At 59.8% G+C, this 23,703-nt stretch carries 25 protein-coding genes; 8 read left to right on the top strand and 17 right to left on the bottom strand.

The window, feature by feature from the left end:
* Positions 1-105 precede the first annotated feature (105 nt).
* A complete protein-coding gene (locus tag J2X66_RS08845; RefSeq protein WP_002554837.1) occupies positions 106-315 on the bottom strand; it encodes a cold-shock protein in 210 nt (69 codons plus the stop codon).
* Positions 316-669: 354 nt separating this feature from the next.
* On the opposite strand from J2X66_RS08845, the gene dcd reads away from it, so the two are divergent.
* Positions 670-1,236 (top strand): dCTP deaminase, encoded by a 567-nt coding sequence (dcd, locus tag J2X66_RS08840; RefSeq protein ID WP_007904652.1) that lies wholly within the window; start codon positions 670-672, stop codon positions 1,234-1,236.
* A gap of 107 nt (positions 1,237-1,343) precedes the next feature.
* Positions 1,344-1,553 carry a hypothetical protein gene (locus tag J2X66_RS08835; RefSeq protein WP_007947208.1) on the top strand — a complete coding sequence of 70 codons (210 nt, stop codon included), beginning with the start codon at positions 1,344-1,346 and terminating at the stop codon, positions 1,551-1,553.
* Between the two features lie 47 nt (positions 1,554-1,600).
* Here J2X66_RS08835 and pdeM read toward each other — a convergent pair whose 3' ends face one another.
* The 11 genes from pdeM to J2X66_RS08780 form a co-directional block, all read right to left on the bottom strand.
* A complete protein-coding gene (gene pdeM, locus J2X66_RS08830) occupies positions 1,601-2,257 on the bottom strand; it encodes a ligase-associated DNA damage response endonuclease PdeM (RefSeq protein WP_310263262.1) in 657 nt (218 codons plus the stop codon).
* The gene (locus J2X66_RS08825) at positions 2,257-4,740 is read right to left on the bottom strand and encodes a ligase-associated DNA damage response DEXH box helicase (protein ID WP_310263259.1); all 2,484 of its coding nucleotides are present in this window, start codon (positions 4,738-4,740) and stop codon (positions 2,257-2,259) included. The genes pdeM and J2X66_RS08825 overlap by 1 nt, the downstream gene beginning before the upstream one ends.
* 155 nt (positions 4,741-4,895) lie before the next feature.
* A complete protein-coding gene (locus tag J2X66_RS08820) occupies positions 4,896-5,660 on the bottom strand; it encodes an ABC transporter ATP-binding protein (RefSeq protein WP_027925665.1) in 765 nt (254 codons plus the stop codon).
* Positions 5,661-5,673: 13 nt separating this feature from the next.
* Complete coding sequence (locus J2X66_RS08815; RefSeq protein WP_310263257.1) at positions 5,674-6,792, bottom strand: M14 family metallopeptidase; 1,119 nt, start codon at positions 6,790-6,792, stop codon at positions 5,674-5,676.
* Positions 6,793-6,816: 24 nt separating this feature from the next.
* Positions 6,817-7,527: an ABC transporter permease gene (locus tag J2X66_RS08810; RefSeq protein WP_027925663.1), complete on the bottom strand. Its 711-nt coding sequence runs from the start codon at positions 7,525-7,527 to the stop codon at positions 6,817-6,819.
* Positions 7,524-8,252 (bottom strand): ABC transporter permease, encoded by a 729-nt coding sequence (locus J2X66_RS08805; RefSeq protein ID WP_310263254.1) that lies wholly within the window; start codon positions 8,250-8,252, stop codon positions 7,524-7,526. The genes J2X66_RS08810 and J2X66_RS08805 overlap by 4 nt, the downstream gene beginning before the upstream one ends.
* Before the next feature lie 57 nt (positions 8,253-8,309).
* Complete coding sequence (locus tag J2X66_RS08800) at positions 8,310-9,092, bottom strand: transporter substrate-binding domain-containing protein (protein WP_310263253.1); 783 nt, start codon at positions 9,090-9,092, stop codon at positions 8,310-8,312.
* Positions 9,093-9,295: 203 nt separating this feature from the next.
* Complete coding sequence (locus J2X66_RS08795; RefSeq protein WP_310263252.1) at positions 9,296-10,984, bottom strand: ATP-dependent DNA ligase; 1,689 nt, start codon at positions 10,982-10,984, stop codon at positions 9,296-9,298.
* A complete protein-coding gene (locus J2X66_RS08790; protein ID WP_310263250.1) occupies positions 10,981-12,015 on the bottom strand; it encodes a ligase-associated DNA damage response exonuclease in 1,035 nt (344 codons plus the stop codon). The genes J2X66_RS08795 and J2X66_RS08790 overlap by 4 nt, the downstream gene beginning before the upstream one ends.
* A gap of 190 nt (positions 12,016-12,205) precedes the next feature.
* Positions 12,206-14,656: a penicillin acylase family protein gene (locus J2X66_RS08785; RefSeq protein ID WP_310263249.1), complete on the bottom strand. Its 2,451-nt coding sequence runs from the start codon at positions 14,654-14,656 to the stop codon at positions 12,206-12,208.
* A 228-nt stretch (positions 14,657-14,884) separates the two neighbouring features.
* Entirely contained in the window at positions 14,885-15,529 is a 645-nt protein-coding gene (locus tag J2X66_RS08780) for a glutathione binding-like protein (protein ID WP_310263247.1), read from the bottom strand.
* 146 nt (positions 15,530-15,675) lie between these two features.
* Between J2X66_RS08780 and J2X66_RS08775 the strand changes: the two genes are divergently transcribed.
* On the top strand, positions 15,676-16,227 hold the full coding sequence (locus tag J2X66_RS08775) for a cysteine hydrolase family protein (RefSeq protein WP_310264163.1): 552 nt from the start codon (positions 15,676-15,678) through the stop codon (positions 16,225-16,227).
* 140 nt (positions 16,228-16,367) lie between these two features.
* Here J2X66_RS08775 and J2X66_RS08770 read toward each other — a convergent pair whose 3' ends face one another.
* The 4 genes from J2X66_RS08770 to J2X66_RS08755 are packed head-to-tail and all read right to left on the bottom strand — an operon-like array spanning position 16,368 to position 18,080.
* Entirely contained in the window at positions 16,368-16,577 is a 210-nt protein-coding gene (locus J2X66_RS08770) for an SEC-C metal-binding domain-containing protein (RefSeq protein ID WP_007906737.1), read from the bottom strand.
* The gene (locus J2X66_RS08765) at positions 16,574-17,068 is read right to left on the bottom strand and encodes an LEA type 2 family protein (RefSeq protein ID WP_310263244.1); all 495 of its coding nucleotides are present in this window, start codon (positions 17,066-17,068) and stop codon (positions 16,574-16,576) included. The genes J2X66_RS08770 and J2X66_RS08765 overlap by 4 nt, the downstream gene beginning before the upstream one ends.
* Before the next feature lie 33 nt (positions 17,069-17,101).
* Positions 17,102-17,578, bottom strand: a complete 477-nt coding sequence (locus tag J2X66_RS08760) for a YchJ family protein (protein WP_027925655.1) — start codon at positions 17,576-17,578, stop codon at positions 17,102-17,104.
* A gap of 4 nt (positions 17,579-17,582) precedes the next feature.
* Positions 17,583-18,080, bottom strand: a complete 498-nt coding sequence (locus J2X66_RS08755) for a DUF6231 family protein (protein WP_310263242.1) — start codon at positions 18,078-18,080, stop codon at positions 17,583-17,585.
* Between the two features lie 167 nt (positions 18,081-18,247).
* On the opposite strand from J2X66_RS08755, the gene J2X66_RS08750 reads away from it, so the two are divergent.
* The 4 genes from J2X66_RS08750 (at position 18,248) to J2X66_RS08735 (ending at position 20,926) form a co-directional block, all read left to right on the top strand.
* Positions 18,248-18,937: an OmpA family protein gene (locus J2X66_RS08750; RefSeq protein WP_310263240.1), complete on the top strand. Its 690-nt coding sequence runs from the start codon at positions 18,248-18,250 to the stop codon at positions 18,935-18,937.
* Between the two features lie 91 nt (positions 18,938-19,028).
* Positions 19,029-19,748: an OmpA family protein gene (locus tag J2X66_RS08745; RefSeq protein WP_310263238.1), complete on the top strand. Its 720-nt coding sequence runs from the start codon at positions 19,029-19,031 to the stop codon at positions 19,746-19,748.
* A 148-nt stretch (positions 19,749-19,896) separates the two neighbouring features.
* Entirely contained in the window at positions 19,897-20,175 is a 279-nt protein-coding gene (locus tag J2X66_RS08740) for a DUF1145 domain-containing protein (protein ID WP_310263236.1), read from the top strand.
* On the top strand, positions 20,168-20,926 hold the full coding sequence (locus J2X66_RS08735; protein WP_059181517.1) for a hypothetical protein: 759 nt from the start codon (positions 20,168-20,170) through the stop codon (positions 20,924-20,926). Before J2X66_RS08740 ends, J2X66_RS08735 begins: the two co-directional genes overlap by 8 nt.
* A gap of 41 nt (positions 20,927-20,967) precedes the next feature.
* Here J2X66_RS08735 and J2X66_RS08730 read toward each other — a convergent pair whose 3' ends face one another.
* A complete protein-coding gene (locus J2X66_RS08730; RefSeq protein ID WP_310263233.1) occupies positions 20,968-21,432 on the bottom strand; it encodes a CopD family protein in 465 nt (154 codons plus the stop codon).
* Between the two features lie 99 nt (positions 21,433-21,531).
* Between J2X66_RS08730 and dinG the strand changes: the two genes are divergently transcribed.
* Complete coding sequence (gene dinG, locus J2X66_RS08725) at positions 21,532-23,676, top strand: ATP-dependent DNA helicase DinG (protein WP_310263231.1); 2,145 nt, start codon at positions 21,532-21,534, stop codon at positions 23,674-23,676.
* Positions 23,677-23,703: the final 27 nt, after the last annotated feature.

Below are 23,703 nucleotides of genomic sequence, written 5' to 3'. Positions count from 1 at the left end.
GAAAAATCGCAGCCTGGGGCTGCGATTTTTTTGTGCCTGAAAAACACACAGGCACAAAAAAGCCCCGCTTTTAAGGGCGGGGCTTTTTACTAAAGCAAGTACAAGTTAGATAACTTGAACTTCTTCAGCTTGCATGCCTTTCTGACCGCGGGTAGCGATGAAAGAAACCTGTTGGCCTTCTTTCAGGCTTTTGAAGCCGTCGGATTGGATAGCTTTGAAGTGAACGAACAGGTCGTCACCGGATTGTGGAGTGATGAAGCCGAAGCCTTTTTCATCGTTGAACCACTTAACGGTACCGGTTTGGCGATTAGACATGGTGTAACTCCTTGAACAAAGATAACTGCGACTCAGGAAGAACCCTGGCCGAGACTGAGTGCAAAGAGCAGGAAAAATTCTTGTAGATGGTTGGATCGAAATTCAACATATCGTGTAGAGATTCTCAGTGACACAAGCAGCACAGTGGCGCCACCTTAACCCTTTTTCCGGGACGTGCCAATGCTTCTTGCGAAGGTTTCTCTGTTTTCAGGACTGACGGTCCATTGGATTGAGTCAAAGGCCCCGAATTCACGGGACATCGTCGAGAATTGCTCCCCGGACTTTGAACCCGGAGCGCGCGCCCGGTAAGATGCCGGACAGAATTTTTCCACCTCGCTATTCAGGACACCCGCCATGAGCATCAAATCGGACAAGTGGATTCGCCGCATGGCGCAAGAGCACGGGATGATCGAACCCTTCGTTGAGCGCCAGGTGCGCGGCAGCGACGATAGCCGTGTGATCTCCTACGGCGTGTCCAGCTACGGTTACGATGTGCGTTGCACCAATCACTTCAAGGTGTTTACCAACATCAATTCGGCGATCGTCGACCCGAAAAACTTCGATGCGGGCAGCTTCGTCGATATCCACAGTGACGTCTGCATCATTCCGCCTAACTCCTTCGCCCTGGCCAGCACCGTCGAATACTTCCGCATTCCGCGCAATGTATTGACCATTTGCCTGGGTAAAAGCACCTACGCGCGCTGCGGCATCATCGTCAACGTCACCCCGCTCGAGCCCGAGTGGGAAGGTCACGTGACCCTGGAGTTCTCCAACACCACCAATCTGCCAGCGAAAATCTACGCGAACGAAGGTGTGGCGCAGATGCTGTTCCTTGAGTCCGACGAAGAGTGCGAAGTCTCCTATAAGGACCGTGGCGGCAAGTATCAGGGGCAGCGTGGAGTGACTCTGCCGCGCACCTGATCCGTTCATCTGGCCAATCAGCGGGAATTCTTGAGCGGGTAGACACTCTATTGGGTGTACTGCCCGGTTCGCGCACAGCGGACGGGGCCTTCGCTCAGGAGTGCTTTATGAAGATCGATCCTCGAATAAGTGCCGAACTGGCAAGGCTTGAGCCCAATCAGATTGGCGTTTTGGCCTGGTCCTTGTTGGCACATCCACCCGTCAGCATGGCGGGGGGCATCCCCGGTCAACCCGACCCCGATACTCCAAACGAGCAGCCTACGGAACCCGGTGAACCGACCTTGCCGGATGAGCCACCTCCCGCGCCTGTCGCATGATCTGCTGTTGAAAATGAATGGCCAGTCAGCTGATGTCCTTGAAGACTTCAGCTGACTGGCCATATTTCGTTGTCGCCGATCACAAAGATCCTGCAACGGTCATCCCGCTCGACCTGATACCCACCGGTAAACGCCCCAAAGGCCGGTAGCAGGCTGACGGCTTCTCCCAGCCTGAAACACGCCAGTCGCAAACTTTGCCGACCCTTGCCTCTTAAGCGATAAACGGGATGGACGTGCCCGGCAAGCACGTGGCGATCAGGATGAGGGGCGGGTTCATGCTGCAAGGCGAACGGCCCCAGTAGCAACGGCTCGGGCACTACCCGGATGTTCAGCGAGGCAGGTGGATCGCCGGCTCGTTTGTCGTGGTTGCCGCGAATCAGCGTCATCGGCAAATCAGCGTGCCGAGCCCGCCATTCGGCCAGCGCGCGCAATGTGGCCGCGGCATGAGAATCGGGCCCGTGAAGAAAGTCCCCGAGAAAAATCAGTTGGCGGCAGGGCAAGGCAGCCAGCAAGCCGTCAAGCACCGCGATATTACTGGCGGTCGTGCCATGAGGCACCGGTTGGCCAAGGCTGCGATACGCCGCTGCTTTACCAAAATGCACATCGGCAATGAGCAGGGCTTGTTGCGCTGGCCAGTAAATGGCTTTTCCCGGCAGCAGCCACAGGTCTTCACCGGCCAGTCGAACGGGGTAGGGCGTGCTCATCAGGTTTTCCCGGTTTCAGCGGTTTTCTCAAGATCGGTGACCATGCGCCGGATACGGTCTGCGAGTTTTTCCGAGCTCATGCTTTCGCGCATACGCTCAACCAACAGTGGAAACCCCAGCGGTGTAGGACGTTTGAGCTGATGCAGGTCCAGTTGCAGACGATTGATACGCTCCAGCGTCTGTTCCAGGCGCTGAATATCCAGTTCTTCGCGCAGGACTTCTTCCCCGGCCTGCGCCAGTAACAGATTCCCGGCGTCGTACTGTTTAAACACTTCAAAGAACAACCCACTCGACGCCTGAACCTGACGTGTGCTTTTGGGCGCGCCCGGATAGCCGACAAACACCAGCCCGGCGATCCGCGCTATTTCCCGAAAACGACGAAGCGCCAGTTCTCCAGCGTTCAGACTGGCGAGCACGTCTTCCAGCAGGTGCTCGGGACTCAACAGTGCGGGACTCAACACTTGCGGCCAGTCCACAGGCGTGGCGCTGAGCAACTCCAGCCCATAATCATTCACCGCGATGGAAAACGTTACCGCCTGCTGCTGACTCACGCGCCACGCCAACAAACTCGCCAGCCCCAGATGCACCTGGCGTCCGGCAAAGGGATACAGGAACAGATGCCAGCCTTCGCGAGACTTGAGCGCCTCCGCCAGAAACGTTGTCGACGTCGGCAAAGCGGACCAGCATTGCTGCACCTCTAAGAGAGGTCGCAATGCGCGCATTTCCGGGCCGACACATTCGCCCTGCGCCGCCGCGCTGAAACGCTCGACCACCGCTTGCGCCAGCTCATTGGAAAGCGGCATCCGTCCGCCATTCCAGCGCGGCACCGCGGCTTTTTTCGCGGTGCTGCGTTTGACATAAGCGGTCATGTTTTCCACCCGGACCAACTCCAGCAGGCGCCCGGCAAACAGAAAACCGTCACCCGGTTTCAATCGCGCGATAAACCCTTCCTCGACACTGCCCAATTGCTTGCCGCCGCCTTTGCTCCAGAACTTCAGCTGGATACTCGCATCGCTGACGATGGTGCCAATGCTCATGCGATGTCGCCGCCCCAGTCGCGCATCGGGCACGCACCACACGCCGTGCTCATCCGGTTCCACCCGGCGGTAGTCCGGATAGGCTGTCAGAGAAAGCCCACCGTGGCGTACGAACGCCAGGGCCCAGGTCCAATCCGCGACAGTGAGGTCGCGATACGCCCAGGCCCCGCGTACTTCTTCATACAACTCATCGGGCAGAAAACCACCGCCCAGCGCCATGCTGATCAAGTGTTGAACCAGCACATCCAGCGGTTTATGCGGTGATTCGCGGGGCTCGATGTGTCGTTGTGCCACGGCGTCTTGTGCCGCAGCCGCTTCGATCAGTTCCAGGCTGTGCGTCGGCACCAGCGTCACCCGTGAAGGCCGTCCCGGCGCATGCCCGGAACGGCCGGCTCGCTGCATCAGCCGCGCGACGCCTTTGGCCGAGCCGATTTGCAGCACCCGCTCCACCGGCAGAAAATCCACACCCAAGTCCAGACTTGAAGTGCAAACCACGGCTTTGAGTTGACCTTCCTTGAGTGCTCGCTCGACCCAGTCACGGGTATCGCGCGACAGTGAACTGTGATGCAAGGCGATCAGCCCGGCCCAGTCGGGGCGTGCTTCCAGCAAGGCCTGATACCAGATCTCGGATTGGGCGCGGGTGTTGGTGAACACCAGGCTGGCGGGACTGGACTCCAGCTCCGCGACGACCTGCGGCAACATCTTCAGGCCAATATGCCCGGCCCAGGGAAATCGTTCGATGGCGGGCGGCAGCAAGGTATCGACAAGCAGTGCCTTGGACGTCTGGCCCTGAACGCTGATGCCGCCCCCTTGTGGGATAAGTACCTCTTCAGCGTAAGCCTGATTGCCCAACGTCGCGGAAACACCCCACACGATCAGTGCCGGATTCCATCGGCGCAGTCGGGCCAGGGCCAGTTGCAATTGCACGCCGCGCTTGTTGCCCAGCAACTCGTGCCATTCGTCGACCACCACCATGCGCAGGGTTGCCAGCGCCGTTTGCGCATCGGCGCGGGCGAGCATCAGGGTCATGCTTTCAGGCGTGGTGATCAGGGTGGTGGGCAGGCGCCGGCTCTGTCGTGCCCGTTCGCTGCTGCTGGTATCGCCGGTGCGCAAGCCGACGCTCCATGAAATCTGTAAGTCGAGCAGTGGCGTTTCCAGGGCGCGAGCGGTGTCGGCCGCCAGTGCGCGCATAGGGGTTATCCACAGCACTGTCAGAGGTTGGGCGACCGGTTTTCGTTTACGAGAGGTTTCAACGGCTGTGAGAGACGAGGCAAAGCGATTGAGCGCCGCAAACCAGACTGCATAGGTTTTGCCGGCACCGGTGCTGGCATGCAGCAATCCGGACTCGCCGCGTTTAACCGCGGCCCACACCTGTTTCTGAAAGGCGAACGGCTTCCATCCGCGGGCGGTGAACCAGTGTTTTGCGTAGTCGGGGGAGGTTCCCATACGGCGGTGTGCGCTCTGAAAGTCTTCTTTCAGTGACCGTGCAGGGATGAGAAAGGTTTAATGAAACAACGCGATCCTGTAGGAGCACGGCTTGCCGGCGATGGCGGTCTCAAGGATGCTATCGTCGGCAAGCCGTGCTCCTGCAGGGAGGCGCGTTACTTCAAGTTGCCGCTGAGAAACTGCTTCAGTCGTTCACTCTTCGGATTGCCCAGCACGTCGTCCGGCGCGCCTTCTTCTTCCACCAGCCCCTGGTGCAGGAACAGCACCTGGCTCGAGACTTTGCGGGCGAAGCTCATTTCGTGCGTCACCATGATCATGGTCCGGCCTTCTTCAGCCAGTCCCTGGATCACACGCAGTACTTCACCCACCAATTCCGGGTCGAGCGCCGAGGTCGGTTCGTCAAACAGCATGACTTCCGGTTCCATCGCCAATGCGCGAGCAATCGCGACACGTTGCTGCTGGCCACCGGACAGGAATGCCGGGTACTGGTCAGCGACGCGCGCGGCCAACCCAACCTTGTCCAGATAACGCCGGGCGCGGTCTTCGGCCTCTTCCTTGCTGCAACCCAACACCCGGCGCGGGGCCATGGTGATGTTTTCCAGTACGGTCATGTGGCTCCACAGGTTGAAGTGCTGGAACACCATGGCCAGGCGAGTGCGGATTCGTTGCAGTTCATTGGCATCGGCCACGTGCATGCCGTGGCGATCCTTGATCATGCGGATATTCTGGCCGTCCAGGCTCATCGCGCCGTCGTTGGGCTGTTCGAGAAAGTTGATGCAGCGCAGAAAGGTACTTTTACCCGAGCCGCTGGCGCCGATCAGGCTGATCACGTCGCCGGTGTTGGCCTTGAGCGAAACGCCTTTGAGGACTTGATGATCGCCGTAGCTTTTATGCAGGCCTTCGATGGTCAGTTTGTACATGGGGCAGACATCCTCAAGGCGAAAGTAGGTAGCCGCTGCGATAGGCTTCGGCGCCCGCGACATGCGCGATCACCATGCCGGCAGTGGCCATGCGCCGTAGCGAGCGGGCGTACATCAACCCGGCGGCGGTGCAATGAACGGGGGTGACGCGATCGTTGATCGGGTCAATGATTTCGGCGATCAATTGCCCGGCTTCCAGGTACTCCCCCGGCAGTGCGGTGAACACCAGCAAACCACCGACCGGTGTTTCCACCGGTTCCACACCGGCCAGCGGCGTGGCCGGGTAGGGCAGTTCGGGCAGTGGCGCTGGCTCACCGGCGATGGCGCCGAAGTGAATCAGGTAATCGATCAGCGCCTGGCAATCGAGGCTGGCCAGAGGGTGATTGACGTCACCCTGGCCGCGCAATTCGACGGTCACCGAGAAACTGCCCAGCGGAATGTCGAAGCGTTCGCCGAAGCGCTCCTTCAACTGCCACCAGAGCAGGGTGAAACACTCATCGAACGACTGGCCGCCGGAATCCGTGGCCAGCAAACTCGCCTCGGCACCGATGTAGCGCGCCAGTGGCTCGACTTGCGGCCAGGCTTCGGGCGTGGTGTAGAGGTGCGCGACGGCTTCGAAATCGCAATGCAGGTCCAGCACCATGTCCGCGTCGCAGGCGAGGCGTTGCAGGGTCAGGCGCTGGGATTGCAGTTGGGTGCTGGCGGTTTGCCGGGCGAGGGCGTTGCGCAAACTGTCGCGAATCAGCCCGAGGTTGTGCTGCGGATCGTCACCGAGTTGGGCTTCGATCTCGTTGCCGACCGCTTCGCTGACATCGACGAACCAGCGGTTGAAATTCTGCCCGCTTTCGAGCTCGTAACGGCCCAGCGGCACATCCATCAACACTTGTTCGAGGCCTACCGGGTTGGCCACGGGAACCAGCACGATTTCGCTGCGCAGGCGGCCACTGGCTTCAAGCTCCGCCAAGCGTTGCTTGAGGTGCCAGGCCACGAGCATGCCGGGCATTTCGTCGGCGTGCAGGGACGACTGGATGTAGATCTTGCCTTGGGCCGACGTGGGACCGTAATGAAAACTGTGAATCTGTCTTGCAGTCCCCGGCAGCGGGGCCAGCAGGTCATGAATCTGGTGGCGCATGTCTCTTTATCCCTAAAGCGGGTCCTAGTGGGTCGGCCCGAGGAAGGCCAGCCAGCGGCGTTCGGCGAGACGGAACAGGCCGACCAGCGCGAAGGTCACGGTCAGGTAGATCAGCGCGGCAATGCCGAACGACTGAAAGGTCAGGAAGGTCGCCGAGTTGGCGTCCCGAGCGACTTTCAAGATGTCCGGGATGGTCGCGGTGAACGCCACGGTGGTGGAGTGCAGCATCAGAATCACTTCGTTGCTGTAATAAGGCAACGAGCGACGCAGGGCCGACGGCATGATCACGTAGGCATACAGCTTCCAGCCGGTCAGGCCGTAGGCTTTGGCGGCTTCGACTTCACCGTGGTTCATGCTGCGAATCGCCCCGGCGAAAATCTCCGTGGTGTAGGCGCAGGTGTTCAGGGCGAAGGCGAGGATGGTGCAGTTCATCGCGTCGCGAAAGAACGCATCCAGCACCGGCTGGGCCCGAATGGCCGCCAGGCTGTAGATCCCCGTGTAACAGATCAATAGCTGGATATAGAGCGGCGTCCCGCGAAACAGATAGGTATAGAACTGCACCGGCCAACGGATGTAGAAGCGCGGCGACACACGGGCGATGGACAGCGGGATCGACACGATAAAACCGAAGAAGATCGAAGCGCTGAGCAGCCACATCGTCATGGCCAGGCCGGTGATGTTGTTGCCGTCGCTATAGAGGAAGGGTTTCCAGTATTCCTGCAGAAGTTCGATCATCGTACGGCCTCCCGGGTACCGGCGGAGTAACGACGTTCAAGCCAGCGCAGAATGAAGTTGGACGCGCTGGTGATCACCAGGTAGATCAGCGCGGCAAGGACCAGGAAATAAAACAGCTGATAGGTGCTTTTACCGGCGTCCTGAGCGGCTTTGACCAGGTCGGCGAGGCCGATGATTGACACCAGGGCCGTGGCCTTGAGCATCACCATCCAGTTGTTACCGATACCCGGCAGGGCATAACGCATCATCTGCGGGAACACGACGATCCAGAAACGCTGACCGCGCTTGAGACCATAAGCGGTGGCCGCTTCGACCTGACCCCGTGGGACGGCGAGAATCGCTCCGCGGAAGGTTTCGGTGAAATACGCGCCATAGATGAAGCCAAGGGTGATGACCCCGGCGCTGAACGGGTTGATCTCGATGTATTCCCATTCCATGTAATCGGTCAGCGACGTCAGCCAGGTTTGCAGGCTGTAGAAAATCAGCAGCATCAGGACCAGGTCCGGAACGCCGCGAATAAGGGTGGTGTAAAGCTGGGCAGGCACGCGCATCAGTTTGACTTTTGACAGCTTGGCACTGGCGCCGAGCAGCCCGAGCAACACGGCCACCAAAAGCGACAACGCCGACAACTTGATCGTCATCCAGGTGCCTTCCATCAGCAACGGACCGAAGCCCTTGAGGCTGAAGGCAGAGAGCCCCAGATTTTGTAATAGGTTTTCGAACATAAAATCAGCAACCTGATCGGATGAAAAAAGCGCCCATCGCGAGATGGGCGCCGGGCATTATTTGCCGCTGTACAGATTCAGATCGCCAAAGTGTTTCTTCTGAATGGTGGCGTAAGTGCCATCATCGTGTAACGCTTTGATACCTTTATCCAAAAGTGCCTTCAGCTCGGTGTTACCTTTCTTAATGCCGATGGCGGTTTTGGCCGGCAGCAAATGGTCGTCGAGCGGCTTGCTGACATCATAGTCGGCGCCTTGTGGCGACTTCAGGAAGCCCAGTTCGGCTTGCAGCATGTCCTGAATGCCGGCGTCGAGACGACCGGAGGTCAAGTCGGCGTAGACCTGATCCTGGTTGGCGTAGGCCTGGGTTTTCACGCCAGCCTTGTCCAGAACGGCTTTGGCATAGGCTTCCTGGATGGTGCCTTGCTCGTAGCCGACAGTTTTGCCCTTGAGCGAAGCGACGTCTGCGGTGATGCCAGAACCTTTCTTCGACACGTAAGCGGTTGGGCCGGAGAACAGCTCGCTGGAGAAGTCGATGACTTTTTCGCGGGCTTCGGTGACGGTCATCGACGAGATCACGCCGTCGAATTTATTGGCCTTGAGGCCCGGAATCATGCCGTCGAAATCGCTCTCGACCCATTTGCACTTGACCTTCAGCTCGGCGCAGATCGCGTTCCCCAGATCGATATCGAAGCCTACCAGGCTACCGTCGGCCGCTTTCGACTCGAACGGTGCGTAAGAAGGGTCAACGCCAAAACGCAGTTCCTTGTATTCCTTTGCCATGGCGGAACCAGCAGCCATGCACAACGCCAGTGCAGAAAGGGTCAGCAATGCTTTTTTCATTATTCAATCCCTAAGAACCAATATGAGCGCTTGTGGCGCAGAATTATTGTTACTGGTAAGCGTAAGACCTATTGAAAGTAGCAATTTCCGAACCAGAGTCCCGAACAAGCGTTTTAAAAGGTCATACAAGAAGTGACTGCGCGGGAATTGTGCACGAAAACGGGCGCGGTGGAAGTGCTGCACCAAGATGGTTCGGGTTGGGGTCAGCTTAATAAATTTTGCAGGGTGCCGAGGTTGTCAGCTTCTTCGACTGACTTGTCCTGACGCCAGCGCAGCATCCTGGGGAAACGCACAGCGATCCCGCTCTTGTGGCGTTTTGACAGGGCAATGCCTTCAAACCCCAGCTCAAACACCAGGCTGGGTTTCACGCTGTTCACCGGGCCGAATTTCTCCACCGTGGTTTTGCGCACGATACTGTCGACCTGGCGCATTTCTTCGTCAGTGAGTCCTGAATAAGCCTTGGCGAACGGCACCAGTGTACGTTCGCTGGCGTCGGGCGGGCCGTCCCAGACCGCAAAGGTGTAATCGCTGTAGAGACTGGCCCGCCGTCCGTGGCCTCGTTGGGCATAGATCAGCACCGCATCGACGCTGAACGGGTCGACTTTCCATTTCCACCACACGCCCATGTCCTTGGTCCGACCCACGCCGTACAGCGCATCCCGCGCCTTGAGCATCATGCCCTCGACGCCGAGACGACGGGAGGCTTCCCGTTGGCGGGCGAGGTCGAACCAGTCATCGCCGGTCAACACCGGGGAGAGCAGTAATACCGGGTCGTTGCAGGTCGCGATCAACTGCTCCAATTGCGTGCGACGCCTGGCCTGCGGCTGCGTGCGCCAGTCCTCACCGGCCCACTCCAGCAGGTCGTAAGCGAGCAGGACCACCGGCACCTCATCGAGGATTTTCTTGCCGAGGATCTTGCGGCCGATGCGCTGCTGCAACAGGGCGAACGGTTGCACGGAAGGGGCGGCGGGAGAGGCTGGATCGAAGGCATCTTCGGTGTCGGGGCGGGCGCTTTTCCAGGCAACGATTTCGCCGTCGATCACGGTGCCGTCAGGTAAGCCATGCGTCAGATGATCGAACTCGGGAAAGCGTTCAGTCACCAACTCTTCGCCCCGAGACCAGATCCACAAACGCCCGTCGCGCTTGACCACTTGGGCACGGATGCCATCCCATTTCCATTCCACCAGCCATTGGCTGGCGGGGCCTAGCAACCCAGCAAATTGCTCGACCGGTTGCGACAGCGCATGGGCCAGAAAAAAAGGATAGGGCTGACCGCCCCGTTCAGCGTGTTCACCCGCAGATTCGGCAGCGATCAGTTTCAGATAACTCGCCGCATTCGGGCGATTTGTCAGGTCGGTGTACGCGACCATGCGCTGGGCCACGCGTTTGCTGTCGAGCCCGGCCATGGCCGCCAGCGCACGGGTCACCAACAGCTTCGAGACGCCCACGCGGAAGCTGCCGGTGATCAGTTTGATGCACAACATCAGGCTGGCGCGATCCAGTTGCGCCCAGAGTTCGGGCAGGCGCTCGGCAAGCACTTCGGGCGGCTCGCCGCGCAAGGGCAGCAGCTTGTCTTCAATCCAGACCGCCAATCCGTCGGTGGAGCGGTGCGGCGATTCGGGCAACACCAGCGAGATGGTTTCCGCCAGATCACCCACCGCTTGATAACTTTCTTCGAACAGCCAGGGTTCAAGCCCGGAAACGGCTTCCGCCAATTCACGCAGCACGCGAACGGGGACCAATTGCCGAGGCCGCCCACCGGACAAAAAATACACTGCCCATGCGGCATCTTGCGGTGAGGCCTGGGCAAAGTAGTGCCGCATCGCGGCCAGTTTGGCATTGCTCGACGTGGTGGCGTCGAGTTCGGCGTACAGCTCGGCGAATGCCTTCATGCCAGCACCTTGTCTTTCTCGGGTTCGATCCCGGCGTTTTCTTCCTCTTCGTCGCCGTACTCGGTGTCGAAGCTTTGTGCATCCAGACCTTGTTCGCGCAGATGGCGCACCAGCACGCCGACCGAACCGTGGGTCACCATGACTCGCTCGGCGCCGGTCTGTTCAATCGCCCACAGCAGGCCCGGCCAATCGGCATGGTCGGACAGGACAAATCCGCGGTCGACTCCACGCCGGCGGCGGGTGCCACGCAAACGCATCCAGCCGCTGGCGAAGCCGTCGCTGTACTCGCCGAAACGCCGCATCCAGGTGCTGGCGCCCGCCGACGGTGGGGCGATGATCAGGGCTTTACGCATCATCGGGTCGTTCTTTTTGACTTCGCCGGCATAGATCGTGGGCGGCAGATAAACGCCGCTCTGGCGATACACCTGGTTGAGCGGCTCCACGGCGCCGTGCACCAGAATGGGGCCGAGGCTGGCGTCGATACCGTGGAGAATGCGCTGGGCTTTGCCAAACGAGTAGCAGAACAGCACGCTGGCAATGTCGGCCGCGGCATTGGCCTGCCACCACTGATTGATCTCGGCAAACACGTCTGCCTGAGGTTGCCAACGATATATCGGCAGGCCGAAGGTCGATTCGGTGATGAACGTGTGGCACCGCACCGGTTCGAAGGGCGCACACGTGCCGTCGGCTTCCGTCTTGTAATCCCCCGAGGCAACCCAGACCTCGCCCCCGTACTCAAGACGCACCTGGGCCGAGCCGAGGACATGGCCGGCAGGGTGAAAACTGAGGGTGACGCCATGATGGTTGAGGGGCTGACCGTAAGGCAGGGTTTGCAGATTGATGTTGGCACCGAGACGAGCGCGCAGGATGCCTTCGCCGGCTGACGCGGCCAGGTAATGACGATTGCCGCTACGAGCATGGTCGCTGTGAGCATGGGTGATGATCGCGCGTTCGACCGGCCGCCACGGGTCGATATGGAAATCCCCGGCCGGGCAGTACAAACCTTCAGGACGCGCGATAACAAGTTCCATGTCGTTACCCAAATGGAGGGACTTGTTAGCTATGAGGTTGGCGTGAAGCCAGAAGTTCTATCGAGATTTCAATGACGAGAAACCTTCCCCCCGTAGGAGTGAGTCTGCTCGCGATAGCGGTGTGTCAGTCACTCAAAATGGTGGCTGACACACCGCTATCGCGAGCAGGCTCACTCCTACAGGATCGGGGTTATTTGCCGGGTGTCAGGGTCAACTGAGTCTTGCCATACACCTTGTCAAAGTTCTGCGGCTGCATCGGCAGGCTCATGTATTGTCCTTTGAGCCAAGGATCGATGCTGTTCAGATAATTAAGGCTGGCTGGGTTGCCCGACTGACCGGTGCCGTTCTGGCCCATCAGCGGTTCGGCCTGGCCGAAGTCGACGATAAAGCGCATGGCCGGTGCCAGCGTGGTGTTGAAGTCTTGACCCCAGGCGAACGCCGCAGTGTTCAGCGTGGTGTGGTCTCCGCCTGCCGCAACCGGGCCGCGAACGGTCTGGCCATTGGCGTTTTTCCATTCGTAGCGGTGCAGTTTGCCCCACTGCCAGGCTTTGTGATCGCCGCCCAACTGGCTGTCACCGGCGCTGATCGCTGACGCCAGGCTACGGGCGAGGATCGCTGGTTTGTCTTCATTTTGCGGTGTGCGAGCGTCATCCCAGAACGGACTGTCTTCGCGCCCCAGCAGGTGATCGGCCTGTGCCGCGTAGGACAACTTGCCGTTGGCCACGAAGGCTTTCCACGTCGGGCTGCTTTCCGGACCCAGTTCGTCGAGGAAGATTTGCTTCATGCTTTCCTGCAGGAACAATTCGTAAATCGCTGCGTCAGCAGAGGTCGCACCCAGCTTGCCGTCGAACGCCATCAGGCGGGTGTACGCCTCGTGAGCCTTGCCGCGATCGGCAACCGGCAGCGCTTCAATCGCCTGTTTGAGCGGCTGGGACATGCCTGGTGCTTCAAACATCTTCTTCAGTTTGGCGGCGAAGGTAGTGGTCTGGTCGTATTGCATCGCGATCACGCTGCGCAAGTCGTGTTTGCCGGCGCCCGCCAGTTCGGCCAGGCGTTCGCCACGTTCCGGTGCGGCCCAGGAGTTGGACAGTTGCATGCCATAGCCATGGGGAATGACGCGCTGGTTGGCGGTACCGAGCCAGCCTTGGGCCGGGTCCTGGTCGTAGGGGTGCAGCATCGGGTCGGCGTAACCGTCCCAATCGTAGCGACCTTCCCAGCCCGGTGACGGCAGCAAGCCTTCCCCTTCGCGGCGGTTCGGGTAGCGGCCGGTAACTTGCCAGCCAATGTTGCTGGCGTCGGCGAACACCAGGTTAAGGGCGATGGCGCGGATTTCGCGGCTGGCGTCCGAGGCTTTTTCGACGGTCTGGGCCCGGGACAGGTCGAAAAACGCGTCCAGGGTTTTGTCGTCGGTGAAGTTGGGCATTTGCAGGGCCAGGCCGAAACCGTTCGCCAGCGTGGTGCCTTGGGCGCTGTTGAGCAGCGGGCCGTGACGGGTTTCGTACACGGCTTCACGAATCGGCCGCAGGCCTTTGACGAAGTAGGTTTCGTTGCGCACGACGGCGGGCTGCCATTTGCCGCCAACTTCGTAGGTGAGGCCGTTGCCCTGGCGTTTGATTTTTTCCAGGAACAGGTCCTGGTTGTCGCCCATGACCGTGGTCATGCTCCAGGCCACTTTGCCGTTGAAACCACCGAGTACCATCGGCAAGCCGGCAATGGTCACGCCCGCCGCCTGATATTTCGGCGCGCGGATCTGCACGTAACTGAACAGCGACGGCACGCCCAATGGACCATGGCTGTCACTGGCCAAAATGCTTTTGCCGGTGCGGCTGCGTTGCGGGCCAATCGCCCAGTTGTTCGAAGAGGTGGCGCCCAACAGATTCAGGTCGGACAGTTGCCCCGTGGCTTTGCTGATTTCGGCCAGGCCGGGGATCGCCCCGTTGAGCTTGATGCCCTGTAGTTTGTCGGCTTCGCCCAGTGGCAGTTTTTCATCGGGCGCGGACGGCGTCAGCCAGGCAAGTTTGTCGGTGGTGACGGCCTGGGCCAGCATCAACGAGGAAATTTCTTCCGGCAGGTTGGCCGATTGGCTGAAGTTCAGCAGGCAGAAAATCAGCGCCGAATCTTCCGGTTTCCAGTATTCCGGCTTGTAACCGGTGGCCGCGAGGTCGGCTGGCAGCTTGTCGCGGTAGCGGAACAGGTAGGCGTTGACGCCACGCGCATAGACCTCGAAGAAGCGTTTGAGGCGCGGCGAAGAGGCTTTATACAGCTCGCCGGCGCTTTTCTTCAAATTGACCGCGCGCATGTAGCGGTCTGCGTCCAGCAGGTCGATGCCGGACATTTCTGCCAGACGACCTTCGGCCAGCAGACGCAAGGTGACCATTTGTGTGATGCGGTCGCTGGCGTGGACGTACCCCAGGGCGAACAACGCGTCGTGGAAACTGTTGCTTTCGATCAGCGGCATGCCCATGGCATTGCGGCGCACCGAAACGTTCTGCGCCAAGCCCTTGAGCGGCTGCACGCCGGAAGTCGGCGGGAGGGTGTCCTGAGCGTTCCAGGTCTGACAACCGGACAGGCTCAAGACACCGGCCACTGCTGCGGCAACGCCGAACCGGGGAAGAAAATGTGTAAGGGCTGGCGAGGCCATGGCAAAGCTCCTGCGGGGGTAAAGGCGCAATAAAGGCGCTACGTTAGTGAGCAGGAGGAGGGCGCGCAAGCGGCGGGCGGGGTTATTTCAAGATTTGTCTGACGAAGATCGTTCCCCCGCTCTGCGTGGGAATGCCTCTAAGGACGCTCCGCGTTCGGCTTTGGATGGATGCGGAGCGTCCCGGGCTGCATGCCCATGCAGAGCGGGGGAATGATCGAGGGGAAAGGGTCAGGATTTTGGTGGGTTGATTTTGGTCGCCAGGGCATAGGCTTTGACGGTCGCGGGACGGTTCTGGATGTGGTTGAACCAGCGCAGTACGTTCGGGAAATCTTCCAGGTTCTGGCTCTGCCATTTGTGGGAAACGATCCACGGGTAAATCGCCATGTCGGCAATGCTGTACTCGCTGCCGGCGACAAACTCATGGGTCGCCAGTTGCTTGTCCAACACCCCATACAGGCGCGCGGTCTCATCGATGTAGCGATTGATCGCGTAGGGGATTTTTTCCGGCGCGAACTGGCTGAAGTGATGGTTTTGCCCGGCCATCGGTCCCAAACCGCCCATTTGCCAGAACAACCATTGCAACGCCAGTTGACGACCGCGCAGGTCCTTGGGCAGGAACCGGCCGGTTTTTTCCGCGAGGTACAGCAGGATCGCCCCCGACTCGAACACCGACAACGGTTCACCGCCATCGACCGGCTCATGATCGACGATGGCCGGGATCTTGTTGTTCGGCGAGATTTTCAGAAAGTCGGGATTGAACTGGTCGTTCTGGCTGATGTTGATCGGGTAGATGTTGTAGGGCAGGCCGGCCTCTTCCAGGAATATCGAGATTTTGTGGCCGTTGGGGGTGGTCCAGTAATACAGGTCGATCATGAAGTGCTCCACATCAAGGAGGGTGTCAGGTGGGGACCGCAACCGCGAGCATCAGGTCGTCCTGTTTGCGTTCGATGGCTTGCCTGTTAGAAGAGGTGATGCTGAAGTGCGTGAAATTCAATGACCCCGCAGGCGAAAAAAACGGCATGGAGCTCAAGACCCGCGCAGCACTGATCATCATCGATCAACAAAAAGGCATTCTGCATTCCCGGCTCGGTCGCCGGAATAATCCTCAGGCCGAGGAGCGAATCGTTGATCTGTTGGCGTTTTGGCGCCGAACCGGGCGACCGGTGATTCACGTGCAGCACCTGTCCCGCTCACCGGATTCGGTGTTCTGGCCGCAGCAGGCGGGCGTGGAATTTCAGGAGCGGTTCCAGCCCAAGACCGGCGAACAACTGATTCAGAAGCAGGTGCCGGATGCCTTTTGTGCGACGGGGCTGGAGGCGATTTTGCGCGAGGCGGGGATTGAGCAATTGGTGATTGTGGGGGTGGCAACGAATAACTCGGTGGAGTCCACGGCGCGAACGGCAGGGAATTTGGGGTTTGAAGCATGGGTGGCGGAGGACGCGTGTTTTACCTTCGACAAGGCGGATTATTTTGGCAAGTCGCGTTCAGCCGAGGACGTGCATGCGATGTCGCTGGGGAATTTGCATGGGGAGTATGCGACGGTCGTGAGTACTGCGCAGATCCTGAGCTGAGGGTGACCTTGGGAGCCTCTTCGCGAGCAGGCTCGCTCGCACATTCGATCGCTTTCTTCCTGGAAGAACTCGGTTAAATGTGGGAGTGAGCCTGCTCGCGAAGGCGATTCAACAGGCGAAAAATATTTCCGCCCGAGGCATCAAGCGCCGTGGCACTTCTTGAATTTCTTGCCATTGCCGCACGGGCAAGGGTCGTTGCGGCCGACGTCTTTCAGGGCGTTGCGCACCGGTTCCTGGTGAGCGTGGCCGCAGTTTGGGCCGTGAACATGGCCATGGTCGTGATCATGGTGGTCGTGATGGTCATGATCGTGGTTGCAGTCAGGGCCATGGACGTGGGGTTGCTGTGTCATCGGGTGTGCTCCGGAATTAAATCGGCGGGGATTATCACGCCATTGCGCGCAAGGTGCACGTCATGCGCGATGAATAAACCGGTTTCCAGTACACCTTCCAGGCGATAGGGAATGGGTTGGTCGGGTTTTTTCAGCATTTTCACCAGATCGCGCACCTTGGGCCACAGGTTGGTACGGATCGGAACCTTGAAGTAAGCGCTGTGCTTGGGGCCGACCGTAAACCAGTGATCGTACTCACCTTCGGTCAGCAAAATGTCACCCAAGTGAATTCGGTACTCGAGGCTGCGCACGGTCAAGTCACTGTCGTTGGGGTTGTCGATGCGAAAGTGCAGCAAAAATTTCTGTTCCAGCAGTTTTGCCCGCACCACTTCGACCTTGACCAGATGCACTTCGGGGTCCGGCTCGTCATCCTCGAACCACGACGCACAGCCAGCGAGCCCTAGAAACAGGAGCAGGCTAAGCAGATTAAGTGCGTGCCGCCGGGTGATCATGGTCGTGTACCTCCCTTGAACCTGTCGCTCACCTCAACTGTTGAAATACCCCGCGCAACATTTCTTGAATTTCTGCCCGCTGGCGCATGGACAGGCGTCATTGCGCCCGGCCTTGAGTTGCACGGTCGGATCGATGAAGTACCAGTGGCCGGCGTTCTGCACGAAGGACGAGCGCTCGCGGTGGCTGTGTTCGCCGCTGCCATCGTGCCAGCGCGCGGTGAAGGTCACGAAGGCGTGTTCCGGCTGGCCGCCGAAGACTTCGGAGCTTTCCACCTCCAGGCCCAGCCAGGTGCTTTGAGCGCTCCAGTCGCTGATTGACTGACGATTCAGGCCGGCCTGTTGCGCGGGCAGGGTGGTCGCCACCAGATAGTCGATCAGCCCCAGCACGTAGGCACTGTAGCGCGAGCGCATCAAGGCTTCGGCACACGGCGCAGGATGCCCGGCGTGGTAGTGACCGCAGCAGGCATCGAGCAGGGTGCCGCTGCCGCAAGGACAAATGGATGTACTCATTGCATTACCACCAATATTTCCCGAAGTTTTCCGGATTGGCCCAAAAGCGTGCGTTGAGCCAGTCGGGTACTTGTTTGTAGTCAAGCAGATCATAGGTGAACAGGGTCAATACCTGTTCATCGCGCTGGAAGCGTTCGCTGGCTTGCAGGGCCAGGGAGAAAAAATCGGTCTCCTGCCAGCCACTGGCCGACAAGTCCGCCAGTACCGCAATACGGCTGGCGTTGAGGTTGCGGATCCCGCCCAGCAGGTTCAAGCCATCGCGCTTGGGCAAATGTTCGAGGCAATCGACCGCCAGCGCCAGATCGAACCGGCGTGCCGCCAGGTCCGCCGGCAACGGGCCTGGTGCCGCGTGGGCCACGCACGTATCCGGGTGGGCCAGCTTGAACGCTTCGAGGGCGGGGAACTCACTGGCCCCGATCAGCAACAGCTGCGCGGGAGCGTAACGGTCCAGCAAAGCGGCCAGTGCCTGCTGCGGTGTGCGCGAAGAAATAGCTGCAATCATCAAAGATCCTCAATCAGAGCACCAAGACTAGCCTGCCCAAACGTCCGGGCCTAGAGCGCGTTTACCGCAATGGGATAAAACAGCAATGGCCTATTGCTGGCGGAGATTAATAGTCGGGTCTTTACTACCTGAATCGGTTCTAAGCCGATCCCTCAGGAGAAAACTAGATGAGCATAGTTCGGACAGCATTACCCTTGGTTCTGCTCACCAGTGTGTTGACTGGTTGCGCAGGTTTGCAGAAAACCGACTGGCCGACCTGTGCGGCTGTCGGTGGTGTCGTGGGTGCGGGTCTCGGCGCGACCGAGAGCTCCGCGTGGGCAGGCTATGGCGCGCTGCTCGTCGGCGGCACGGCAGCGGCCTATTGCTGGGTTCACGGTGATGGCGACGAAGACGGTGATGGTGTACCGGATAGCCGCGACAAGTGCCCGGGCACACCGCACGGCGTGAAAGTCGATGCCAACGGTTGCCCTCCACCTGCACCAGTGGTTGAAGAGGCTGTTGTGGTCAAGGAAGAAACCATCGTCATCCGCGATGTTCATTTCCAGTTTGACAAAGCCACCCTCACACCATCCGACAAGCAGGTCCTCGACAAAATTGCCACTAAATTGAAGGCGGAAGCACCTACCGCTCAACTGACCGTTACTGGTCATACCGACAGCGTGGGCAGCGATGCCTACAACCAGAAACTGTCGGATAAACGCGCTCACTCGGTGGTTGAATACCTCATCGAGCAAGGCGTGCCTCGCAGCAGCTTCGTGTCTGTGGTCGGTGCCGGTGAAAGCCAGCCGGTCGCCGATAACAAAACTGCTGACGGCCGCGCGATGAACCGTCGCACGGAAATCAAAATCAACCGTTAAAGTCCCTTCCGCTCTGCGGCTTGTATAGTCGCGGATGCGGGTCTTTACTCCTGTGTAACCGGTATGGGCCGGTAACACAGGAGCTTTCAATATGAGCGTTCTCACAAGGACCGTCCTACCGGTTCTGCTGCTTGGCAGCCTGTTGACCGGTTGCGCAACTCACAGCGATGGCACTGCCCCCCTCAATCAACGCACCTGGCCAATCTGCAGCGTCATAGGCGGGCTGGTGGGCGGCGGTTTGGGCGCCATCGAAAGTGGCGGCTGGGCGGCCGGAGGAGCAGCGCTCGGAATCCTGACTGGCGGCTTGATCTGTTACGCCCAGGATGGCGACGAAGATGGCGACGGCGTTTTTGATCGACGTGATCGTTGCCCCGATACTCCCGCCAATACGCCGGTCGAACATCATGGTTGCCCGCTGCCGCAATACCCGGCCAGCGTGAAACCTGCCGAACCTGTACCCGAAGAAGTCATCACCCTCAGCGATGCGGGCGACGTGCTGTTTGCGTTCAATCAATCTGACCTGACGCCGTCTGCGCAGAGTCAGCTGACTGCGTTGATGCCGAAATTGCAAAGCGCCGATGTGGTGAGTATCAAGGTGGTCGGCCATACCGACAGTGTCGGTTCCGATGCCTACAACCAAATGTTGTCGGAACGTCGCGCCACCAGCGTGGCAGCCTATCTGATGAACCAGGGGCTGGACCCGAACAAACTCACCAGTGAAGGCAAGGGCGAAAGTCAGCCCATCGCCGATAACGCGACTGACGAAGGCCGCGCGAAAAACCGTCGCGTGGAATTGCATATCAATCGCTAAGCCGCGAAATAGAGCTGTCGGCCCACCAGCGCGGTGGTGCCGATGGCCATTCGGCGGTGTTCATGAAGAATTTTCCGTTGCCCTCTGGCGCATCCCGCGTGGAAGCCGTTACTGTGCGTCCAAAGAATAATGATCAGCGGGGGAGCGTATGAAGGTGTTTTGGGGGCTGGGGAAGTTATTGACCCTGCTGTTCTGGTTGGTGGTGCTGGTCAATCTGCTCACGCCGTTTGTTTATCCGTTGCACCCGTTGGTCAATCTGGCCGGGGGCCTGCTGGCACTGTTCCATCTGCTGGAGCTGGTGTTCTGCAACCGCAGCCTCAGAGGCCGCGCCCACCCTTGGCGTGATCGCCTGCAGATTGCCATTTTCGGCGTCTTCCATCTTCAAACCATCCCGGCTCCCTCCGCACCGAAGGCTTCCCATGCGTAATCTCTGTCTGCTCGCCGCATTTATCAGTCCATTGGCCTGCGCTCAGGTTGTCAGTGTCGAAGCCAATTCGTTGATGCGCCTGCCCAACACGGCCAGCACCTTGCAACTGGAGCGGCTGGAAGTCGCGGATTACGGCACGTTGCTGATTCCTTCGAACGTCACCGAAGTGACGGTGGGCGAATTGCACCTGGGGCGTGAAGCGCGAATTGCCATCGTGCCGGGTGAACAACCGCTGGAATTTAAAGTGCACCGTGCCGAGTTGTCGGAAGGCAGTCAGATCACCGCGCGGGGCGCGCCGGGGAGTTTCCAGAAGGCGGCACGCTCGGGGCGTAACCTGAACTTGCAGATCAAGGCGTTGAACGCTCCGCAATTGTTGGTCGATGCTCGCGGCGGCGCGGGCGCACCGGGGTTTTTCGGTCTTGACGGCGCCAATGGCCAGGATCCGGGTTGTACGTATGGTCAGGCCGGTCGCGGTGCCGATGGCAGCGATGGCAGTGATGGTCAGCCGGGAGCTGCGGGCGCGCTGGTGAAGCTGGAAGTGCCGCGCGATTTCCCGGCGGATAAAATCAAGGTGCAGGTTGCTGGCGGTGCCGGCGGTCTTGCAGGTCCTGGTGGTAAACCGGGGGCGGGTGGCCAGGCCAAAGGCTGCCTGGTGTACAAGGCCGATGGCGGCAAAAGTGGCCGTCCGGGTGCGGATGGCCAGCCTGGGCCTGCCGGTGCGGCGGGTTCTGTGACCGTCCAGCGGTTGTAAACAGTTCATGATCGTTCCCACGCAGAGCGTGGGAACGATCATCAGAACATCGGCCGGGCCGCAGCAATCGCCACCAGCAACAGACCCACCAGCAAATTAATCCCCACCAACCGCCGAATATTCCCGAGCACGGCTGCACCCGTCGGCCAATCCTGCGCGTTCACTGCAATGCGCAACTCCGGCAGCATCAGCGCCTGGATCCGGATAAACAGCGCCGTCATGACCACGTACAACCCCATCATCACCTGCACATAACGCGGCGCGGCCTCAAACCCGGCGTATTGCAGATGAATCATGCCGACCCCGCTCATCGGCAGCAGCACTACCGCGACCCAGACCCAGCGGAAAAAACCTTGAAACACTTCCACCCACAGCTTCAGCCGGGCGGGGCCTTCCAGCGCCTTCATGGCAGCGGGGCGCAAGACCATCCAGGCGAAAAACATGCCGCCCACCCACACCAGGGCGGAGAGGACATGCAGGGTATAAACGATGCCAAAAGGTGTCATTGGGGTACTCCGTTCTGCGCGGGATTAATTAGCGAGGTATGATAGCCGCCATCCGAAACCACTGAAAATTTATCCAGCGTTTTTTGCGCCCGACAATTCATGATCAGCACCGAACTCAAAACCACGATCCAGGGCGCCTATTCGCGTTTTCTCGAAGCCAAGAGCCTCAAGCCGCGCTACGGCCAACGCCTGATGATCGCCGAAATTGCCAAGGTCCTCGGGGATATCGACACCGACGACGAAGGCCGGCGCAGTGGCGACCCCGCGGTTGTTGCGGTGGAAGCCGGCACCGGTACCGGCAAAACCGTGGCCTACAGCCTGGCGGCGATCCCGACCGCCAAGGCTGCCGGCAAACGCCTGGTCATCGCCACGGCCACCGTCGCCCTGCAAGAGCAGATCGTCTACAAGGATTTGCCCGATTTGATGCGCAACAGCGGGCTGAATTTCAGCTTCGCGTTGGCCAAGGGCCGTGGGCGCTACATGTGCCTGTCCAAGCTCGACATGTTGCTGCAGGAAGGCCACGCACAAACGGCCACGGCGCAGTTGTTCGAAGAAGAAGGCTTCAAGATCGAGGTCGACGAGGCCAGTCAGAAGCTGTTCACCAGCATGATCGAAAAACTCGCCGGCAATAAATGGGACGGCGACCGCGACAGTTGGTCCACGGCGCTGGAAGATGCCGACTGGGCGCGTCTGACCACCGATCACAGCCAGTGCACCAACCGCCATTGCCCGAACTTCGGCCAGTGCGCCTTTTATAAGGCCCGCGAAGGCATGGGCAAGGTTGACGTGATCGTCACCAACCACGACATGGTGCTGGCCGACCTGGCCTTGGGCGGCGGTGCGGTGCTGCCAGACCCGCGCGACACCCTCTACGTGTTCGACGAAGGTCACCACCTGCCAGACAAGGCCATCGGCCATTTCGCCCATTACACGCGCCTGCGTTCCACTGCCGACTGGCTGGAAACCACCGCGAAAAACCTCACCAAATTGCTGGCCCAGCACCCGCTGCCCGGCGATTTGGGCAAGTTGATCGAGCAAGTGCCGGAACTGGCCCGCGAGATCAAGACCCAGCAACAATTCATGTTCACCGCCTGCGAGCAGGTCGCCGATTTCAAACCCGGCGAAGACGTCGAAGGCCGCGAGCGGCCGCGTCATCGCTTCGTCGGCGGGGTGATTCCCGAGCACATGCGCGAGATGGGTGTCGAGCTGAAGAAGGGCTTTGCCCGGCTCACCGACCTGTTCACCCGACTCACCGAATTGCTCAAGGAGGGCATGGACGGCGAGGTCAACATCGGCATCGCGAGCAATCAGGCCGAAGAGTGGTATCCACTGTTCGGCAGCCTGTTGTCCCGTTCCTCGGGCAATTGGGAATTGTGGGTGGCGTTCACCGCTGAAGACCCGGAAGACAACCCGCCCATGGCCCGTTGGCTGACGTTGGCCGAAAGCGGTTCGCTGTTCGACATTGAGGTCAACGCCAGCCCGATCCTTGCCGCAGAAATGCTTCGGCGCAACCTGTGGAACGTCGCTTACGGCGCATTAGTGACCTCGGCAACCCTGACGGCCCTCGGCACGTTCGACCGTTTTCGCATGCGCGCCGGCCTGCCGAAAAAAGCCGTGACCGCCGTGGTCCCGAGCCCGTTTCACCACGCCGATGCCGGCGTGCTGCGAGTGCCGGACCTGAAGGCCGACCCGCGGGATGCTCCGGCCCACACCGCGGCGATCATTCGTGATTTGCCGCAACTGGTTGAAGGCTCCCGGGGCACGCTGGTGCTGTTTTCTTCCCGCAAACAGATGCAGGACGTGTTCGACGGCCTCGACCGCGACTGGCGCAAGCAAGTGTTCATTCAAGGCAACCTGTCGAAGCAGGAAACCTTGAACAAGCACAAGGCACGTGTCGATGGCGGGGATCCCAGTGTGCTGTTCGGCCTCGCAAGTTTTGCCGAAGGGGTCGACTTGCCAGGAGCCTACTGCGAGCACGTGGTGATCGCGAAAATTCCGTTCTCGGTGCCGGATGATCCCGTCGAAGCAGCGCTGGCGGAATGGATCGAGGCCCGTGGCGGCAATCCGTTCATGGAAATCTCCGTGCCGGATGCCTCGCTGAAACTGGTCCAGGCCTGCGGTCGCTTGCTGCGTACCGAAGAGGATCGCGGCACCATCACCTTGCTCGATCGACGTCTGGTCACCCAGCGTTACGGCAAAGCCATCCTCAATGCGCTTCCGCCATTTCGCCGCGAAATTTCCTGATACACCGGTGGGCACATTTGCCCGCCG

Origin of the sequence: Pseudomonas sp. 3296 (assembly GCF_031456615.1) — a bacterium.
GTDB lineage: Bacteria > Pseudomonadota > Gammaproteobacteria > Pseudomonadales > Pseudomonadaceae > Aquipseudomonas > Aquipseudomonas mucoides.
The sequence above is the reverse complement of the archived record's forward strand: the minus strand, read 5'-3'. Positions and strand labels throughout refer to the sequence as shown.

Excerpts from the sequence above, each read along its gene's own strand:
- J2X66_RS08845 (WP_002554837.1), bottom strand. The coding sequence starts at position 315 with ATGTCTAATCGCCAAACCGGTACCGTTAAGTGGTTCAACGATGAAAAA.
- dcd (WP_007904652.1), top strand. The coding sequence starts at position 670 with ATGAGCATCAAATCGGACAAGTGGATTCGCCGCATGGCGCAAGAGCAC.
- J2X66_RS08835 (WP_007947208.1), top strand. The coding sequence starts at position 1,344 with ATGAAGATCGATCCTCGAATAAGTGCCGAACTGGCAAGGCTTGAGCCC.
- pdeM (WP_310263262.1), bottom strand. The coding sequence starts at position 2,257 with ATGAGCACGCCCTACCCCGTTCGACTGGCCGGTGAAGACCTGTGGCTG.
- J2X66_RS08825 (WP_310263259.1), bottom strand. The coding sequence starts at position 4,740 with ATGGGAACCTCCCCCGACTACGCAAAACACTGGTTCACCGCCCGCGGA.
- J2X66_RS08820 (WP_027925665.1), bottom strand. The coding sequence starts at position 5,660 with ATGTACAAACTGACCATCGAAGGCCTGCATAAAAGCTACGGCGATCAT.
- J2X66_RS08815 (WP_310263257.1), bottom strand. The coding sequence starts at position 6,792 with ATGCGCCACCAGATTCATGACCTGCTGGCCCCGCTGCCGGGGACTGCA.
- J2X66_RS08810 (WP_027925663.1), bottom strand. The coding sequence starts at position 7,527 with ATGATCGAACTTCTGCAGGAATACTGGAAACCCTTCCTCTATAGCGAC.
- J2X66_RS08805 (WP_310263254.1), bottom strand. The coding sequence starts at position 8,252 with ATGTTCGAAAACCTATTACAAAATCTGGGGCTCTCTGCCTTCAGCCTC.
- J2X66_RS08800 (WP_310263253.1), bottom strand. The coding sequence starts at position 9,092 with ATGAAAAAAGCATTGCTGACCCTTTCTGCACTGGCGTTGTGCATGGCT.
- J2X66_RS08795 (WP_310263252.1), bottom strand. The coding sequence starts at position 10,984 with ATGAAGGCATTCGCCGAGCTGTACGCCGAACTCGACGCCACCACGTCG.
- J2X66_RS08790 (WP_310263250.1), bottom strand. The coding sequence starts at position 12,015 with ATGGAACTTGTTATCGCGCGTCCTGAAGGTTTGTACTGCCCGGCCGGG.
- J2X66_RS08785 (WP_310263249.1), bottom strand. The coding sequence starts at position 14,656 with ATGGCCTCGCCAGCCCTTACACATTTTCTTCCCCGGTTCGGCGTTGCC.
- J2X66_RS08780 (WP_310263247.1), bottom strand. The coding sequence starts at position 15,529 with ATGATCGACCTGTATTACTGGACCACCCCCAACGGCCACAAAATCTCG.
- J2X66_RS08775 (WP_310264163.1), top strand. The coding sequence starts at position 15,676 with ATGGAGCTCAAGACCCGCGCAGCACTGATCATCATCGATCAACAAAAA.
- J2X66_RS08770 (WP_007906737.1), bottom strand. The coding sequence starts at position 16,577 with ATGACACAGCAACCCCACGTCCATGGCCCTGACTGCAACCACGATCAT.
- J2X66_RS08765 (WP_310263244.1), bottom strand. The coding sequence starts at position 17,068 with ATGATCACCCGGCGGCACGCACTTAATCTGCTTAGCCTGCTCCTGTTT.
- J2X66_RS08760 (WP_027925655.1), bottom strand. The coding sequence starts at position 17,578 with ATGAGTACATCCATTTGTCCTTGCGGCAGCGGCACCCTGCTCGATGCC.
- J2X66_RS08755 (WP_310263242.1), bottom strand. The coding sequence starts at position 18,080 with ATGATTGCAGCTATTTCTTCGCGCACACCGCAGCAGGCACTGGCCGCT.
- J2X66_RS08750 (WP_310263240.1), top strand. The coding sequence starts at position 18,248 with ATGAGCATAGTTCGGACAGCATTACCCTTGGTTCTGCTCACCAGTGTG.
- J2X66_RS08745 (WP_310263238.1), top strand. The coding sequence starts at position 19,029 with ATGAGCGTTCTCACAAGGACCGTCCTACCGGTTCTGCTGCTTGGCAGC.
- J2X66_RS08740 (WP_310263236.1), top strand. The coding sequence starts at position 19,897 with ATGAAGGTGTTTTGGGGGCTGGGGAAGTTATTGACCCTGCTGTTCTGG.
- J2X66_RS08735 (WP_059181517.1), top strand. The coding sequence starts at position 20,168 with ATGCGTAATCTCTGTCTGCTCGCCGCATTTATCAGTCCATTGGCCTGC.
- J2X66_RS08730 (WP_310263233.1), bottom strand. The coding sequence starts at position 21,432 with ATGACACCTTTTGGCATCGTTTATACCCTGCATGTCCTCTCCGCCCTG.
- dinG (WP_310263231.1), top strand. The coding sequence starts at position 21,532 with ATGATCAGCACCGAACTCAAAACCACGATCCAGGGCGCCTATTCGCGT.